At 70.6% G+C, this 16461-nt stretch carries 15 protein-coding genes; 5 read left to right on the forward strand and 10 right to left on the reverse strand.

The genetic code is table 11. The features are described from left to right. Positions 1-40: 40 nt before the first annotated feature. From hpt to dacB, 4 genes are all read right to left on the reverse strand, one after another. The gene (gene hpt / locus ACFWJX_RS23805; RefSeq protein ID WP_086767428.1) at positions 41-601 is read right to left on the reverse strand and encodes a hypoxanthine phosphoribosyltransferase; all 561 of its coding nucleotides are present in this window, start codon (positions 599-601) and stop codon (positions 41-43) included. A 51-nt stretch (positions 602-652) separates the two neighbouring features. Continuing rightward, entirely contained in the window at positions 653-1678 is a 1026-nt protein-coding gene (gene tilS / locus ACFWJX_RS23810) for a tRNA lysidine(34) synthetase TilS (RefSeq protein WP_383246582.1), read from the reverse strand. 211 nt (positions 1679-1889) lie between these two features. Beyond that, on the reverse strand, positions 1890-3020 hold the full coding sequence (locus ACFWJX_RS23815; protein ID WP_383246585.1) for a zinc-dependent metalloprotease: 1131 nt from the start codon (positions 3018-3020) through the stop codon (positions 1890-1892). A gap of 120 nt (positions 3021-3140) precedes the next feature. Next, positions 3141-4796 carry a D-alanyl-D-alanine carboxypeptidase/D-alanyl-D-alanine-endopeptidase gene (gene dacB / locus ACFWJX_RS23820; protein ID WP_383246589.1) on the reverse strand — a complete coding sequence of 552 codons (1656 nt, stop codon included), beginning with the start codon at positions 4794-4796 and terminating at the stop codon, positions 3141-3143. A 79-nt stretch (positions 4797-4875) separates the two neighbouring features. Between dacB and ACFWJX_RS23825 the strand changes: the two genes are divergently transcribed. Further along, complete coding sequence (locus tag ACFWJX_RS23825; RefSeq protein WP_024885835.1) at positions 4876-5367, forward strand: inorganic diphosphatase; 492 nt, start codon at positions 4876-4878, stop codon at positions 5365-5367. Positions 5368-5494: 127 nt separating this feature from the next. Beyond that, positions 5495-7192, forward strand: a complete 1698-nt coding sequence (locus ACFWJX_RS23830; RefSeq protein WP_383246592.1) for a threonine/serine exporter ThrE family protein — start codon at positions 5495-5497, stop codon at positions 7190-7192. A 28-nt stretch (positions 7193-7220) separates the two neighbouring features. Here ACFWJX_RS23830 and ACFWJX_RS23835 read toward each other — a convergent pair whose 3' ends face one another. Then, positions 7221-8186 carry a DedA family protein gene (locus tag ACFWJX_RS23835; protein ID WP_383246595.1) on the reverse strand — a complete coding sequence of 322 codons (966 nt, stop codon included), beginning with the start codon at positions 8184-8186 and terminating at the stop codon, positions 7221-7223. 139 nt (positions 8187-8325) lie between these two features. Here ACFWJX_RS23835 and ACFWJX_RS23840 point away from each other — a divergent pair, with 139 nt between their 5' ends. Then, complete coding sequence (locus ACFWJX_RS23840; RefSeq protein ID WP_382782549.1) at positions 8326-8691, forward strand: YbjQ family protein; 366 nt, start codon at positions 8326-8328, stop codon at positions 8689-8691. Positions 8692-8707: 16 nt separating this feature from the next. On the opposite strand, the gene ACFWJX_RS23845 is transcribed toward ACFWJX_RS23840, so the two are convergent. Beyond that, complete coding sequence (locus ACFWJX_RS23845; RefSeq protein WP_383246598.1) at positions 8708-9472, reverse strand: MerR family transcriptional regulator; 765 nt, start codon at positions 9470-9472, stop codon at positions 8708-8710. Positions 9473-9604: 132 nt separating this feature from the next. Between ACFWJX_RS23845 and ACFWJX_RS23850 the strand changes: the two genes are divergently transcribed. Further along, on the forward strand, positions 9605-10888 hold the full coding sequence (locus ACFWJX_RS23850; protein ID WP_383246601.1) for an ion channel protein: 1284 nt from the start codon (positions 9605-9607) through the stop codon (positions 10886-10888). A 77-nt stretch (positions 10889-10965) separates the two neighbouring features. Further along, entirely contained in the window at positions 10966-12366 is a 1401-nt protein-coding gene (locus tag ACFWJX_RS23855) for a glutamate decarboxylase (protein WP_383246604.1), read from the forward strand. A gap of 41 nt (positions 12367-12407) precedes the next feature. Here ACFWJX_RS23855 and ACFWJX_RS23860 read toward each other — a convergent pair whose 3' ends face one another. From ACFWJX_RS23860 to ACFWJX_RS23875, 4 genes are all read right to left on the reverse strand, one after another. After that, complete coding sequence (locus ACFWJX_RS23860) at positions 12408-13166, reverse strand: ABC transporter permease (protein ID WP_383246607.1); 759 nt, start codon at positions 13164-13166, stop codon at positions 12408-12410. Further along, positions 13163-14119 carry an ATP-binding cassette domain-containing protein gene (locus ACFWJX_RS23865; protein ID WP_383246610.1) on the reverse strand — a complete coding sequence of 319 codons (957 nt, stop codon included), beginning with the start codon at positions 14117-14119 and terminating at the stop codon, positions 13163-13165. The genes ACFWJX_RS23860 and ACFWJX_RS23865 overlap by 4 nt, the downstream gene beginning before the upstream one ends. An 83-nt stretch (positions 14120-14202) precedes the next feature. After that, on the reverse strand, positions 14203-14844 hold the full coding sequence (locus tag ACFWJX_RS23870) for a PadR family transcriptional regulator (protein WP_383246613.1): 642 nt from the start codon (positions 14842-14844) through the stop codon (positions 14203-14205). 143 nt (positions 14845-14987) lie between these two features. Then, a complete protein-coding gene (locus ACFWJX_RS23875; protein ID WP_383246616.1) occupies positions 14988-16448 on the reverse strand; it encodes an aldehyde dehydrogenase family protein in 1461 nt (486 codons plus the stop codon). Positions 16449-16461 lie beyond the last annotated feature (13 nt).

Below are 16461 nucleotides of genomic sequence, written 5' to 3' on the forward strand. Positions count from 1 at the left end.
CTGGGGTTCCCGATCGTCCTACACAGGACGCTCTTGTGGCTCAGCCGCCGTACACGTGGGGCGCGAGCGTACCGACGAACGGGAGGTTCCGGTACTTCTCGGCGTAGTCGAGGCCGTAGCCCACGACGAACTCGTTGGGGATGTCGAAGCCGACCCACTCCACGTCGATCGCGACCTTGGCCGCCTCCGGCTTGCGCAGCAGCGTGCACACCTTGAGGGATGCGGGCTCGCGCGAGCCGAGGTTGGACAGCAGCCAGGACAGGGTCAGTCCGGAGTCGATGATGTCCTCGACGATCAGGACGTGCTTGCCCTTGATGTCGGTGTCGAGGTCCTTGAGGATCCGCACCACACCGGAGGACTGGGTGCCCGCGCCGTACGAGGACACGGCCATCCAGTCCATGGTGACGGGGGTGGACAGCGCCCGAGCGAGGTCGGCCATGACCATCACCGCGCCCTTGAGGACTCCGACGATGAGCAGGTCCTTGCCCGCGTACTCCGCGTCGATCTTCGCCGCCAGCTCCGCCAGCTTGACGTCGATCTCTTCCTTGGTGATGAGCACCGTCTTGAGGTCGGCACCCATGTCTTTCGCGTCCACCCGCATCACTTTCGGTCGTCCCACCGGCCGCCGCCCCTCCGAGTGGAGGGTCGGGATTCAGCCTTGCCGAATCACCAGTCTGCCACCCTGGCGCTGGGCGACGACTTTGCCGGGGAGATTGATGGCTCCCTGGCCACGCCAGCCGGTGATCAGCCGGTCGATCTCCTCGATGTGCCGGGCGAAGAGCGAACCGGCCGGGGCGCCCGCCTCGATGGCCGCGCGGCGCAGGACGCGGCGGCGCACGGCGGGCGGCAGGGCGTAGAGCTTGGCGCACTCCAGGAGACCGGTGTTGTCCCGTACGGCCGCCTCGGCCTGGCCGGCCCAGGCGTCGAGGGCGTCCGCGTCGTCACGGGAGAGCTGGGCCGTACGGGCGAGGGCCTCGACTACGCCCTTGCCGAGGGCCTTCTCCAGGGCGGGCAGGCCTTCGTGGCGCAGCCGGGAGCGGGTGTAGGCCGGATCGGTGTTGTGCGGGTCGTCCCAGACGGGGAGGGACTGGGCCATGCAGGCCTTGCGGGCGGTCTGCCGGTCGAGCTGGAGGAAGGGCCGGCGGTAACGGCCGCCGGCCCCCGAGACCGCGGCCATTCCGGACAGGGAACGGGTGCCCGAGCCGCGGGCGAGGCCGAGGAGGACGGTCTCGGCCTGGTCGTCGCGGGTGTGGCCGAGGAGGACCGCGGCGGCGCCGTGGCGGTCGGCGGCGGCGTCGAGGGCGGCGTAGCGGGCGTCCCGGGCGGCGGCCTCGGGGCCGCCTTCACGGCCGACGGTGACCGTGGTGGCCTGCACCGGGTCCAGGCCGAGTTCGCGCAGGCGCAGGACGACCTCGTCGGCGCGCAGATCGGAGCCGGGCTGGAGGCCGTGGTCGACGGTGACACCACCGGCGCGGATGCCGAGCTTGGGGGCTTCGAAGGCGAGGGCGGAGGCGAGCGCCATGGAGTCGGCGCCTCCGGAGCAGGCCACGAGCACGAGCGGCGAGGGCGGACGCTCGTGAGAGGCGGCGTCAGTCGTGCTGTGGTGGTCGGTGAGGATGTCGTGGAGGACGCGGCGGACCGCCAGGCGTATCGCCGCGACCGCAGGATGGGGACCCATGTCCGGTTCCCTTCATGAAATTTTCGGGGGCTGAACCCGAGATCAGTCACGCAGAGTGTGTAGATGGTGACAGAACCGGGCCGTTCCCCGAGCATTGCACGCCTGATGGGGACTCACGGTCCCTCGGACGGGTGATTGCAGGGGCGTTCTCCTGCCGTCGGCCGATTTCGATTCACGACGGACCACGACCGCTCACCACCGGCCCGCCGGTTCACGACTCGGTCTTGCGGTGCACCCGCGCGACCCAGTCCGCCGGTTTGGCGATCTCGGCCTTGGTGGGGAGCGTGTTCGGCGAGGTCCACACACGGTTGAAGCCGTCCATGCCGACCTCCTCGACGACGGACCGCACGAAACGCTCACCGTCCTTGTACTGCCTGAGCTTTGCATCCAGGCCGAGCAGCTTGCGCAGGGCCGTGTCCAGCCGCGAGGCACCCTTGGCCCGGCGCTGCTGGAACTTCTCGCGGATCTCGGCGACGGTCGGTACGACCTCCGGGCCCACTCCGTCCATCACGAAGTCGGCGTGGCCCTCCAGGAGGGACATCACCGCGGTCAGCCGGGCGAGGATCTCCCGCTGGGCGGGACTCTGGACCAACTCGACCAGGGAACGGCCGCCGTCGTCCTCCTCGCCCTCGGGGCGTCCGCCCGCGAGGGACTGGGCCGCTTCCCTGACTCGCTCCAGGAACGTCATGGGGTCGACGTCCGTCTCCGCCAAGAACGACTGGATTTCACCCTCCAGGTGATCGCGGAGCCACGGCACCGCGGAGAACTGCGTGCGGTGCGTCTCCTCGTGCAGGCACACCCAGAGGCGGAAGTCGTGGGGATCCACGTCGAGTTCGCGTTCCACGTGGACGATGTTCGGGGCCACCAGGAGGAGCCGGCCGCCACCGTTGGCCCCGGCGGGCAGTTCGCGGGTGGCCGGGGCGAAGGTCTCGTACTGGCCGAGGACGCGCGAGGACAGGAACGACAGCAGCATGCCGAGTTCCACGCCGGTGACCTTGCCGCCGACCGCGCCGAGGACAGCGCCGCCGGCGCTGCCGCCGCGGCGTTCCTCCATCTTGACGAGGAGGGGCTTGAGGATCTCCCGGAAGCCGGCCACGTTCGCCCGGATCCAGCCGGGGCGGTCCACCACCAGGACGGGGGTGTCGTGGATGTCCTCGGTGCCCATACGAGTGAAGCCCCGGACGTGTCCTTCCGAGGCCTTGGCGTGCCGGCGCAGTTCCGCGACGACGGCACGGGCCTCGTCGCGGCTCACCTCTGGGCCCGGCCGTACGAGCCGGGTCGCGGTCGCGACCGCGAGATTCCAGTCGACCATCCCGGAAGAGGCACCACCGATGCTCGTCATGCGTCAACCGTACGTGAGGGGTGCCGTTGCGGGCAGGGCGTGGGGTGGGAGTGGGGGATGAGTCAGGGTTCCCGCGCCCGCCCTTGCCGCCTCGGGGGACACGCATGCCCCGCGGACGCCTCAGGCGCAGCCGCACGCCGCCAAGGCCGTGACTGTTCTGTCCAGGGCTGATTGGGCTGCCGTCGGGTCCGTGGTGTTCGCGGTGAGGACGGCGAAGGCCAGGAGGTGGCCGTCGCGGTCGACGACCGTGCCCGCCAGGGTGTTGACGCCGGTCAGGGTGCCGGTCTTGGCGCGGACGACACCTGCCGCGTCGGCCGCGGCGGCCGTGTAGCGGGTGGTGAGGGTGCCGGTGAATCCGGCGACGGGCAGGCCGGTGAGGACCGGGCGGAGGTCGGGGCGGGTGGGGTCGCCGGCCTTGACGAGGAGCGCGGTCAGGAGGCTCGCGGTGAGGCGGTCGTTCCGGTCGAGGCCGCTGCCGTCCCTGAAGTCGACGCCGTCCAGCGGCAGTCCGAGCCTGCCCAGCTGGATGCGGATCGCCTTGCCCGCGCCGGCGAAGTCGGCGCGCACGCCGGTCGCGAGGGCGGTCTGGCGGGCGAGCGCCTCGGCGATGTCGTTGTCGCTGTTGGTCATCATCCGCTCGACGATCGAGGCGAGCGGGGCCGAGGAGACCGTCGCCAGGGTCTCCGCACGCACGGAGGCCTTCGACGGGCCGGGCGCGGACGTCTCGACGCCGTACGCCCGCAGGAACTCGGCGAACTTCCTGGTCGCGTCCCCCGCCGGATCGGGCACGCGGGTCACCGGGCCGCTCGACGAGCCGTCCGTACGCCCCTCGTCGGCGGTCAGGGCGGTGACGCGGGCAAGGTTCGGGTTGACTCCGATCGGGTGAACTTCGGTGCCGGCGTACAGCGTGGTGTCGTACGACAGGGTCGCGTGCGTGATGGCGCGCTTCTTCAGGGCCGTCGCCGTGGAGGCGGCGAGGGTGCGCAGGCTGGCCCAGCCCTCGGGCTTCTCGCGGGCGGTGAGGGTGGGGTCGCCGCCGCCGACGAGGACGACTTCCTTGGTGCCGGGTTCGAGGGCGGTGCGGGTGGTGAGGCGGTGGTCGGGGCCCATCGCGGCGAGCGCGGCGACCCCGGTGGCGATCTTCGTGGTGGAGGCCGGGGTGAGCGCCGTGTCGGCTCCGCTGCCGTAGAGCCGCCGGCCGGTGCTCACGTCGACGACGGCGGCCGTACGGCGGGTGCCGAGGGCCGGGTCGGCGAGGAGCGGGCCGAGGACGCGGGCGAGGGCGGCGGGAGCCGGGGCCGACTTCACGGTGGTCGTCGCGCCGCCGAGGCCGGTCAGGACGGATCCGGCGCTGGGGGCGGGCCGCGGCGCTCCGGCCGCCGTGTCGGACGTACCGGACCCTTCGGCCGGGCGGCCGTGATCTACGCCACCCGCCCGCTCCAGTGCGGCTGCCCGGTCCCGCTCGGCCGTACGCTGACCGGTGGAGTCCCAGGGACCGGCGGCGGTCGCCACGCCGACGGCCAGGGCCAGTCCGGCGGTCGTCGCACCCGCGGTGTACTGCCAGGTCCGGCCGGTCTTCGGCCTCGTGATCCGCGCGAGCTGCGGTTTCGCCGCCTGCGTGAGCCGTGCGACCCACGGCTCGGCAGCGGCCGCCGCGCGCGCGAGACGTGGCCGTACGATCCCTGCGGCTCGTGCCAGACGCGGTCGTACGGCGTCCGCTGCCCGCACCACATGGGGTCTCGCGGCCCGCCAAGGCCTCAGCTCGGGCACGATCACCAGCCCCTTTCGCGATCACACACCTGCGTGAGGGACACTTAACCACCAGAACTATGTGCTGATCATGGAGGAGCCACCGGTGGAGTTCGACGTCACGATCGAGATCCCGAAGGGTTCGCGGAACAAGTACGAGGTGGACCACGAGACCGGTCGGATCCGCCTGGACCGTCGACTCTTCACCTCGACCGCCTACCCGACCGACTACGGCTTCGTCGAGAACACTCTCGGCGAGGACGGTGACCCGCTGGACGCGCTGGTCATCCTGGACGAGCCGACCTTCCCGGGTTGCCTCATCCGCTGCCGCGCGATCGGCATGTTCCGCATGACCGACGAGGCCGGCGGCGACGACAAGCTGCTGTGCGTCCCGTCGACCGACCCGCGCGTGGAGCACCTGCGGGACATCCACCACGTGTCGGAGTTCGACCGGCTGGAGATCCAGCACTTCTTCGAGGTCTACAAGGACCTGGAGCCCGGCAAGTCCGTCGAGGGCGCCGACTGGGTGGGCCGCGTCGACGCCGAGGCCGAGATCGAGCGGTCGTACAAGCGCTTCAAGGACCAGGGCGGTCACTGAGTCGCCGGGCCCCTGAGGGGGCCGTGCAGGGCCGCACGCACGCGTGCGGCCCTTTGGCATGCCGGTGCGCAGGTGGCGGTGCGCATACTGAGGTCTACGGAATGTGTCGTTCAGGGAGCGTTGCCCAGTGACGGAGGCGGAGGACCGCAAGCCGCAGTCGGACGAGGCGAGGGGCACGTTCGATCCGGAGATCACCTCCGAGTTCGCGATCCCGCCGGGACTGGCCGTCCCCAAGGGCCCCAAAGGTGCCAAGAGTCCCAAGGGTCCCAAGGGCGGGGGCGAATCGGAGACCACGTCGGAGTTCGCCGTTCCGGAGGGCCTCGACGTCGCGCAGCCGGCCGGCGCGGAGTCCGAGGGGTCGGCGTTCAGTCTGCCGCGGACGTACAGCGCGCGGCACGCCCCGCCCGCTTTCACGCCCGCCGAGGGCTTTCCCGTGGTCAGTCTGACCAAGGACGTGCCCTGGCAGGACCGGATGCGGACGATGCTGCGCATGCCGGTCGCCGAGCGGCCCGCGCCGGAGCCGCCGCCCAAGGTGGAGGAGGGCGGTCCGGCCGTCCCGCGCGTGCTCGACCTGACCCTGCGCATCGGCGAGCTGCTGCTGGCGGGCGGAGAGGGCGCCGAGGACGTGGAGGCCGCGATGTTCGCGGTCTGCCGCTCCTACGGGCTCGACCGCTGCGAGCCGAACGTCACCTTCACCCTGCTGTCGATCTCCTACCAGCCGTCCCTCGTCGAGGACCCGGTGACGGCGTCACGGACGGTACGGCGACGGGGCACCGACTACACGCGCCTGGCGGCCGTCTTCCACCTCGTCGACGACCTCAGCGACCCCGAGACGCACGTCTCCCTGGAGGAGTCCTACCGGCGCCTCGCGGAGATGCGGCGCAACCGGCACCCGTATCCGACGTGGGTGCTGACCTCGGCGAGCGGGCTGCTCGCGGGCGCGGCCTCGGTGCTCGTCGGCGGCGACCTGGTCGTGTTCGTGGCGGCGGCGATCGGCGCGATGCTCGGCGACCGGCTGGCGTGGCTGTGCGCGGGGCGCGGGCTGCCGGAGTTCTACCAGTTCCTGGTGGCCGCGATGCCGCCCGCCGCGATCGGCATCGCGCTGACGCTCGGGCACGTCGACGTGAAGGCGTCCGCCGTCATCACCGGTGGGCTGTTCGCGCTGCTGCCCGGACGGGCCCTGGTGGCGGGCGTCCAGGACGGTCTGACCGGCTTCTACATCACCGCCGCCGCCCGCCTCCTCGAGGTCATGTACTTCTTCGTCGGCATCGTCGTCGGCGTGCTGCTGATGCTCTACCTCGGCGTGCAGCTCGGCGCCCATCTCAACCCCGACGCCTACCTGGGCATCACCGAGCGGCCGCTGTGGCAGATCGGCGCGTCGATGCTGCTGTCGCTGACCTTCGCGGTACTGCTTCAGCAGGAACGGTCCACCGTGCTGGCCGTGACGCTGAACGGGGGCGTCGCCTGGTCGGTGTACGGCGCGATGCACTACGCCGGCGGGATCTCGCCGGTGGCCTCCACCGCCGTCGCGGCGGGGGTGGTGGGGCTGTTCGGGCAGCTGCTGTCGCGGTACCGGTTCGCTTCGGCGCTGCCCTACACGACCGCGGCGATCGGGCCGCTGCTGCCGGGGTCGGCCACCTATTTCGGGCTGCTGGCCATCGCGCAGAACGAGGTGGACGCGGGGTTGGTCTCCCTGACCAAGGCGGCCGCATTGGCGATGGCCATCGCCATCGGCGTGAACCTCGGGTCGGAGATCTCGCGGCTGTTCTTGCGGATCGGGTCCGCGGAGAAGCGGCGCGCCGCGAAGCGGACCCGAGGATTCTGAAGCCGGCTCCTTACGGGAGCCCCGCTTTTCAGTAGCCGCCCTGGTTGTAGGGGTACTGGCCGTTCTGCTGCTGGGGCTGGGGCTGGGGCTGCCAGTCCTGCTGCTCGGGGTACTGCTGCTCCGGGTACTGCTGTTGCTGCGGGTACTGCTGTTGCTGCTGGTACTGCTGGCCGTAGTAGTCGTTCTGCTGGTACTCGCCCTGGTACTCGGTCTGACCCTGGTACTCGGTCTGGCCCTGAGTGCCGCCCTGGTTGCCGTAGGGGTCGTGCTCCTCGATGCGGCGGAGCTGGGTCGTGGCGTCGTCCACGGGCTGCTGATGGTAGAGGGGCCGCGGCTGCTCCTGGGCGGGGGGCTCGGCCCGCCGGGGGTTCTTCTTGGACTGGGAGCGGGCGCGGAGGAACTCGATGATGATCGGGACCACCGAGAGAAGGACGATCAGGAGCAGGATCGGCTCGATGTTCTTCTTGACGAAGTCGATGTTGCCCAGCCAGGAGCCGAGCAGGGTCACGCCCGCGCCCCACAGGATGCCGCCGATGATGTTGAAGATCAGGAACGAGCGGTACCGCATGCCGCTGACGCCCGCGATGATCGGCGTGAACGTGCGGACGATGGGCACGAAGCGGGCCAGGACCAGGGACTTGGGGCCGTACTTCTCGAAGAACTCGTGGGCCTTGGTGACGTTCTCCTGCTTGAAGAGGCGGGAGTCCGGGCGGGTGAAGAGGGACGGGCCGACCTTCTTGCCGAACATGTAGCCCGCCTGGTCGCCCAGGATCGCGGCGACGCAGATCAGGACGATCGCCGCCCACAGGGGGAAGTCCAGCTGCTTCGACGTGATCAGCAGACCCGCGGTGAACAGCAGCGAGTCACCTGGCAGGAAGAACCCGATGAGCAGGCCCGACTCCGCGAAGACGATGAGCAGCAGACCCCAGATGCCGAAGCTGTCGAGCAGATAGTCGGGGTCCAGCCAGCTCGGTCCGAGGGCAAGGGTCGTCACGGTTCCGGGCTCCTGACGGGGGTGAGGAAATACAGCGTCCTTCTACGGCCGCACAAAGCTATCAACGCAATGCGTCCGCCCCAGGTTCCATGGGGGTCCCCAGGATGCACTGTGAGCCCGGTCGGGCAAACCTGTGAGCATGGGCATCGAAGATTACGGCGGCGGCCAGGGGCCCCAGCCGGACGTACTGGTCGTCACCACGAACGACGTACCCGGGCACCGGATCGAACAGGTCATCGGGGAGGTCTTCGGGCTGACGGTGCGCTCGCGGCACCTCGGGAGCCAGATCGGGGCCGGGCTGAAGTCGATGATCGGCGGTGAGCTGAAGGGCCTCACCAAGACGCTCGTCGAGACCCGCAACCAGGCCATGGACCGGCTCGTGGAACAGGCACGCGCGCGTGGGGCCAACGCCGTGCTGGCGTTCCGCTTCGACGTGACGGAGGCGGCCGACGTGGGCACCGAGGTGTGCGCGTACGGGACGGCGGTGGTGGTGGCCCGGGAGTGACCCGGGCCACGGGACGCTACGCGGGTGTGTGCCGGGCCGCGTTGGCGGTGATGGCCTCCTTGAGGTGCTCGGCCAAACCCGCGCGCGTGGAGTCGTAGAACGCCTTGAACCGCTCGTCGGCGACGTACATCTCGCCGAGGGAGCGGTGGAGTTCGTACGAGCACTCGTAGAACCAGCCGCTGATGTGCTGTCGGTGTTCCTCGGCCAGGTCCATGGCCCGCTCGCCGGTGGGCGGTTCCCCGGCGGCCATGAGCGCGTCGTAGCGTCCGGTCCAGTCCGCCACCTCCGCCTGCATGCGCTGCCAGTCCTCCTTGGTGTAGCGGGCGGCCCGGCGCTGTGACTCGGCGTACAGCTCGGTGCCGCCCCAGCGCTGCTCGGCCTCCTCGGCGTACTGCTCGGGGTCCTTGTCGCCGAAGACCTCGAAACGTTCCTCGGGGGTCAGGTCGATGCCCATCTCACGTGCCTCCATCGCGTGTTCCACGGCCGCGGCCATCTTCTGAAGCTGCTCGATGCGGGCGGTCAGCAACTCGTGCCGACGGCGCAGGTGCGCGCGCTGGTCCGCCTCCGGGTCGTCGAGCAGGGCGGCGACCTCGTCGAGCGGGAAGCCGAGTTCTCGGTAGAACAGGATCTGCTGCAGCCGGTCGAGGTCGGCGTCGCCGTAGCGCCGGTGGCCCGCGTGGCTGCGCCCGCTCGGGACGAGCAGGCCGATGCCGTCGTAGTGGTGCAGGGTGCGCACCGTCACTCCGGCGAAACCGGCGACCTGTCCCACGGAGTAGCTCACTTCGTCCGCTCCTTGTCCTTCTCGGTTCGCACTCCACGGTGGGCCCTCACGTGACGTCAGGTGCAAGCCCATATCAGCGGGCGGCTCCCGGCTCCCCGGGCGGCGCCGGATTTGTCCGCTTATCGTGAGCCCGTGGCTCAGGACTCCGCGCGGCAGACACCCCCCTCTCCGGCGAGTCCCGCGCGCGCGTTGCTGCCCGCGATCCTGCCCGCCCTGGTCGTCGGAGTGCTGGCGAGCCTGCTTCTGCTGCTGGTGAGCGAGCTGGCCGAGCAGTTGCAGAGCGTGCTGTGGGAGAACCTGCCGAACGCCCTGGGGGTGGGCCGCTACTCGGTGCTGTGGATGGTCGCCATGCTCACCGCCACCGGCCTCGCGGTCGGGCTGGTGGTGTGGAAGGTGCCGGGGCACGCGGGTCCCGATCCGGCGACCACCGGCCTCGACGCGCCCGTGCTGCCGCCCGTGGTGCTGCCGGGGCTGCTGCTGGCGACCATGCTGATGCTGGCCGGCGGGCCGAGCCTGGGCCCCGAGAACCCGATCATCGCGGTGAACGTGGGGCTGGCGTACTGGCTGGGCCGCCGGCTGCTGCCGCGGGCGCCGGGCCGGGTGTGGCCGGTGCTGGCGGAGGCGGCGACGATCGGGGCGCTGTTCGGCACGCCGGTCGCGGCGGCGCTGCTGATCTCCGAGGCGCTGGCCGGGCGGCAGACCGAGGGGCCGCTGTGGGACAACGTGTTCGCACCGCTCGTCGCGGCCGCGGCCGGTGCGATGACCACGACCCTGGTGGCCCGTCCCAGCTTCGACCTCGGACTGCCGGCGTTCGGGGAGCCCGACTGGGGCGATCTGCTGTCGGCGATGGTGATCGCCTCCGTGGGCGCGCTGCTCGGCATGACCGCCGTGCGCGCCTTCCCGTACGTCCACGGCGTGTTCGCGCGATTGCGGCATCCGATGCTGGCGCTGCCGGCCGGTGGGGTCGTGCTGGGGCTGCTGGCGGCCCTGGGCGGCCATCTGACGCTTTTCAAGGGACTGGACGAGGTCGGGGAGCTCGCCCACGATCCCGAGGGCTGGACGGCCGGAGAGTTCGCCACGATGACGGTGGTGAAGCTGGCCGCGCTGCTCGTCGCCGCGTCCTGCGGTTTCCGGGGCGGGCGGATCTTCCCGGCGGTGTTCGTGGGCGTCGCGCTCGGGCTGACCGCTCACGCGGTCGTACCCGCCGTGCATCCCGCGGTCGGCGTGGCGACGGGCGTTCTCGGCGTGCTCCTCGCCATCACCCGGCAGGGCTGGGTGAGCCTGTTCGTCGCCGCCGTCCTGGTCTCCTCCCCCGCGGTCATCGCGCTGCTGTGCATCGCCTCGCTGCCGGCCTGGCTGCTGGTGACCGGCAGGCCGCAGATGCAGTTGCGCGAGGACGGGACAGCGATCCGGTGAACCGATCAGGCCCTTCGATCCGATGAAGCGGCAGGAAGCCCCCGGTCCTGCCGCCCTCACCCTGACAGGAGAATCCCATGCCCTTGCACAAAGGCCCCGCGAAGCCCGACGAGCGCTCCCTGTCCGTGAACCCCTTCTACGGCGAGGCGGACCCGGTCACCGGTATGACCGAGGCGCCGCCCAAGCACCGTCTGCCGGACGGCCCGACGCCGCCCTCGACGGCGTATCAACTGGTCCACGACGAGCTGATGCTGGACGGCAACTCCCGGCTGAACCTGGCCACCTTCGTCACCACCTGGATGGAGCCGCAGGCCGGGGTGCTGATGGCGGAGTGCCGCGACAAGAACATGATCGACAAGGACGAGTACCCGCGCACCGCCGAGCTGGAGCGCCGCTGCGTGGCCATGCTCGCCGATCTGTGGAACGCGCCTGATCCATCGGCGGCCGTGGGCTGTTCGACGACCGGGTCGAGCGAGGCCTGCATGCTGGCCGGGATGGCTCTCAAGCGGCGGTGGAGCAAACGCGAACCGGACCCGACCGTCCGGCCGAACCTGGTCATGGGGGTCAATGTCCAGGTCTGCTGGGACAAGTTCTGCAACTTCTGGGAGGTGGAGGCCCGACTGGTGCCCATGGAGGGCGACCGCTTCCACCTCGACCCCCAGGCCGCCGCCGAACTGTGCGACGAGAACACCATCGGGGTCGTCGGCATCCTCGGCTCCACCTTCGACGGGTCCTACGAGCCGATCGCCGAGCTGTGCGCCGCCCTGGACGCCCTCCAGGAGCGCACCGGCCTGGACATCCCGGTGCACGTCGACGGGGCGTCCGGCGCGATGATCGCGCCCTTCCTGGACGAGGACCTCGTGTGGGACTTCCGTCTCCCGCGCGTGGCCTCGATCAACACCTCGGGGCACAAGTACGGGCTGGTCTATCCCGGTGTCGGCTGGGCGCTGTGGCGCGACCGGGACGCCCTGCCCGAGGAACTGGTCTTCCGCGTCAACTACCTGGGCGGCGACATGCCGACCTTCGCGCTGAACTTCTCGCGACCGGGCGCCCAGGTCGTCGCGCAGTACTACACGTTCCTGCGGCTGGGCCGCTCGGGCTACCGGGCCGTGCAGCGCTCCACGCGGGAGGTCGCCCGGGGTCTCGCCGACCGGGTGGAGGCGCTGGGCGACTTCCGGCTGCTGACCCGGGGCGACGAGCTGCCCGTGTTCGCCTTCACCACGGCCCCGGGCGTCGAGTCCTACGACGTCTTCGATGTCTCCCGGCGGCTGCGTGAGCACGGCTGGCTGGTGCCGGCGTACACCTTCCCGCCGAACCGCGAGGACCTCTCCGTCGTGCGGATCGTGTGCCGCAACGGCTTCTCCTCGGACCTGGCCGACCTGTTCATGGACGACCTGACACGGCTGCTGCCGGAGCTGCGCCGGCAACCGCACCCCCTGACGCGGGACAAGGAGGCGGCCACCGGCTTCCATCACTGAGCCACTGAATCGATGAGCCGCCGAGTCAGCGAGTCACCGAGTCACCGGCTCATGCGCCCGAACCTGCGGACCGCCAGCGGAAAGAACACGGCGAGCAGGACCAGCGGCCAGACGACAGCCGGCCAGAGGCCGCCGGTCTCCCCCGCCGGGCCGAACAGGTCACGTACGGCGGTCGCCGTCCGGGACATCGGATTCCACTCGACGACCGTGCCGAGCCAGCCCGGCATGGACTCCGGGGTGGCGATGGCATTGGAGAGGAAACCGACCGGCCAGACGAGGATCTGCACGGCCTGGACCATCTCCGGTTTCCCGGCCACCAGCCCCAGCAGGATGCCGATCCACAGCATCGCGAAGCGGAACAGGAGGAGAAGACCCACGGCGCCCAGGAAGGCACCGGCACCGCCCTGGGCGCGCCAGCCGAGCGCGTACCCGACGCCGATCAGCACCGCCAGGCCCAGTGCCGACTGGAGCATGTCGGCCGCCGAGCGGCCCACCAGGACCGCGCCGTCGGCCATCGGCATGGAGCGGAAGCGGTCGATGACGCCCTTGTTGAGGTCCTGGGTGACGGCGAGCATCGTGCCCTCCAGGCCGAAGGCCATGGTGAGCGCGAGCATGCCGGGGATCAGGTAGTCGAGGTAGTCGCCCCTCACCTCGCGGCCGCCGCCGACCAGGTAGGCGAACATCAGCAGCAGCATCACCGGGAAGACGAGCCCGACGACCAGCCGGCCGGGCTGCCGTGCCCAGTGGGCGAGTTCGCGCCGGGTCATGGTCCAGGAATCGGTCAGCGCGTACGTACTCACACGGCCTCCTTCGTGCGGTCGTCCCGCCCGGTCAGGTGCAGGAACACCTCGTCGAGCGTGGGGCGGCGCAGGGCCACGTCCTCCGCCTGGATGCCGGCCTCCTCCAGGGCGCGGACGACGGCGGAGAGGGCGGCCATGCGGTCGGTGACCGGGGCGCTGAGCAGCCTGCGGTCGAGGTCGACGGAGATCTCGTCCCTGGCCATGGGCAGCAGGGCGAGCGCGGCGCCCAGCAGGCCCTCGTCGCGCAGGACGACGTCGATGCGGTCGCCGCCGGTGAGCGCCTTCAGTTCGTCCGCGGTGCCCTCGGCGATGATCCGGCCGTGGTCCACGACGGAGATGCGGTCCGCGAGCTGGTCGGCCTCCTCCAGGTACTGGGTGGTGAGCACGACCGTCGTGCCGCCGCCGACGAGGGAGCGGACCGCGGACCACACCTCGGCGCGGCCGCGCGGGTCGAGGCCGGTGGTCGGTTCGTCCAGGAACAGCACCTCCGGGTCCGTGATCAGGGATGCGGCGAGATCCAGCCGGCGCCGCATGCCGCCGCTGTAGGAGCGCACCGGCTTGCGGCCGGTGTCGCCGAGTTCGAAGCGCTCCAGCAGTTCGTCCGCACGCACCCGCGCTTGGCGGGCGCCCAGGTGGTGGAGGCGGCCGAACAGTTCCAGGTTCTGGCGGCCGCCCAGTTCCTCGTCGAGTGCCGCGTGCTGGCCGAGCAGGCCGATGCGCAGGCGGACGTCACGGGCCCGGCGCACCACGTCGTGTCCGGCCACCTCGACCCGGCCCGAGTCCGGCCGCAGCAACGTGGACAGGATCCTGACCAGAGTCGTCTTGCCCGCGCCGTTGGGGCCGAGCACCCCGTGCACCGTGCCGCGGGCCACAGTGAGGTCGAGCCCGTCCAGTGCCGGTCTGTCGCCGTACCTCTTGCGTACGTCCTCGACGGTGATTGCCGCGTCGGCCATGTACCGAACCCCCACCTTTTCTCGTTAGTCAAACTTGACTACCTGTCTAAGCTAACGCGGCCGACCCCAGTCGTCAAACTTGATTAGCGATTGTCCCCGGGGTGCCGCTCCCCCGTCGCGTACGGGTTCTCCTGGTCGTCCGCGAGGACGCCGACGAACGGCTCGCCCTCGCCGGAGAAGGTGTAGGCACCGCCCTCGATCCGGGCGATCAGGCCCTCGGTCCACTCCGCATCGGCGTCCGCCATGTGGACCCAGAGGTTCATGATCTCGCCGATGTGCCCGAGCTGCTCCGGGCCCTCCTCGGGCACGTAGTGCTCGGTGACGGCCGAGCGCCACTCCTCGATGCGGCGGACCCGTTCCTTCAGCAGCGACACCGCTTCGGCGCGCGGCAGGTCCACGATGACGCCGAGGGCCGCCGACTTCACGTCCATCTTCTGGTCGTACGAGGTCAGCGACTCACGCACCAGCCGGAAGTACTCCTCGGTGCCCCGCTCGGTCATCTCGTACTCGGTGCGGGGCGGGCCGCCCACGGTGGAGGGGGCGATCTCGTGCGCGTGCAGCAGTCCCTGCTTCGCCATCTGCTTCAGGGCGTGGTAGATCGAGCCCGGTTTGGCGGTGGACCACTCATGGGCGCCCCAGTACTCCAGGTCGTTGCGCACCTGGTAGCCGTGGGCCCGCCCGTGCTGACGCACCGAGCCCAGCACGAGGAGACGGATCGCTGACATGGCGTCCAGATTAGGCCGCCCGCAACCCGCGGGGACAACGGGCCGGGAGCGGAGAGCGGAACCGGCCGGACCCCGAAGAGGGGACCGGCCGGAACGGGACGGCAGGCCTGAGGACGCGCCCAGGGCCTGCCGGGGAGGCAGACCTAGAACGGGAACCGGCTGCGACCGTGCTGGACCGAGATCCACTTCGTCGTCGTGAAGGCTTCCAGGGTCGTCTCGCCGTTGAGACGGCCGACGCCGGAGTTCTTCTCGCCGCCGAACGGCACGATCGGCTCGTCGTGCACCGTGGCGTCGTTGACGTGGAACATCCCGGTGACGATCTGCTTGGCGAAGCCGACGCCCCGCTCGATGTCGCCGGTGTGGACGGCGCCGCTGAGCCCGTAGGGGGTGTCGTTGACGAGGCGGACGGCCTCTTCCTCGCCGTCGAAGGTGTTGATGAAGACGACCGGGCCGAAGACCTCCTGCTGGAGCAGGCCGGAGTCGGCGGGCAGGTCGCTCAGCACGGAGGGCTCGACGAGATTGCCGGTGGTCGTGCCGTGCAGGAGGGCGGTCGCGCCCTCGGCGATGGCCTGGTCGACGACGCCGGAGACGGCCTCGGCCTGCGAGGAGTTGATGACCGGGCCGATGAGGGTCTGCGGGTCGCGCGGGTCGCCGGACTTCAGCGTCTTCACCTTGGCGACGAACTTCTCGGTGAACTCGTCGGCGAGCGAGCGGTCGACCAGGATCCGGTTGGCGGCCATGCAGACCTGGCCCTGGTGGACGAAGCGGCTGAAGACGGCGGCGTCGACCGCGTAGTCCACGTCGGCGTCGTCGAGGACGACGAAGGCGCTGTTGCCGCCGAGTTCGATGATGGACCGCTTGAAGTGCGAGGCGGCGACGGTGGCGACGTGCCGGCCGACCTTGTCGGAGCCGGTGAAGGAGATCACCCGCGGGACCGGGTGCTCCAGGAAGGCGTCGCCGATCTCGGCGATGTCGGTGACGACGACGTTCAGCAGGCCCGCGGGCAGGCCCGCGTCCTCGAAGAGCTTGGCGATGATCGTGCCGCCGGAGATCGGGGTGTTCTGGTGCGGCTTGAGCACCACGCCGTTGCCGAGGGCCAGCGCGGGGGCGACCGACTTCAGCGACAGCAGGAAGGGCACGTTGAAGGGGCTGATCACGCCGACGACGCCGACCGGCTCGCGGTAGACGCGGTTCTCCTTGCCGTCGATCGGCGAGGGGATGATCCGGCCCTCGGGGCGCAGCGACAGGTGGATCGACTCGCGCAGGAACTCCTTGGCCAGGTGGAGTTCGAAGGCGGCCTTGCCGAACGTGCCACCGGCCTCGTCGACCAGGACCTCGCTGATCTCCGCCTCGCGCTCCTCGACCAGCCGCAGCACCTTCTCGAAGACCGAGCGGCGGGCGTAGGCGTTGGTGGCCGCCCACTCCTTCTGGACGCGGGCGGCGGCACGGTAGGCCTCGTCGACCTCGTCGACCGTGGCTATCGTGATCGACGCGACCTTCTCGCCGTTGTAGGGATTGAAGTCGATGATGTCCCAGGACCCGGTCCCTGGACGCCACTTACCGTCGATGTACTGCTGGGCCAGGTCTGTGAAGTACGACGACATGTGATCCCTCAAT

The organism is Streptomyces sp. NPDC058335 (genome assembly GCF_042723915.1).
Lineage (GTDB): Bacteria > Actinomycetota > Actinomycetes > Streptomycetales > Streptomycetaceae > Streptomyces.

Bases quoted from the DNA above. Each gene is read 5' to 3' on its own strand.
- hpt (WP_086767428.1), bottom strand. From the start codon at position 601: ATGCGGGTGGACGCGAAAGACATGGGTGCCGACCTCAAGACGGTGCTC.
- tilS (WP_383246582.1), bottom strand. From the start codon at position 1,678: ATGGGTCCCCATCCTGCGGTCGCGGCGATACGCCTGGCGGTCCGCCGC.
- ACFWJX_RS23815 (WP_383246585.1), bottom strand. From the start codon at position 3,020: ATGACGAGCATCGGTGGTGCCTCTTCCGGGATGGTCGACTGGAATCTC.
- ACFWJX_RS23840 (WP_382782549.1), top strand. From the start codon at position 8,326: ATGGGCATCGAAGATTACGGCGGCGGCCAGGGGCCCCAGCCGGACGTA.
- ACFWJX_RS23855 (WP_383246604.1), top strand. From the start codon at position 10,966: ATGCCCTTGCACAAAGGCCCCGCGAAGCCCGACGAGCGCTCCCTGTCC.
- ACFWJX_RS23865 (WP_383246610.1), bottom strand. From the start codon at position 14,119: ATGGCCGACGCGGCAATCACCGTCGAGGACGTACGCAAGAGGTACGGC.
- ACFWJX_RS23870 (WP_383246613.1), bottom strand. From the start codon at position 14,844: ATGTCAGCGATCCGTCTCCTCGTGCTGGGCTCGGTGCGTCAGCACGGG.
- ACFWJX_RS23875 (WP_383246616.1), bottom strand. From the start codon at position 16,448: ATGTCGTCGTACTTCACAGACCTGGCCCAGCAGTACATCGACGGTAAG.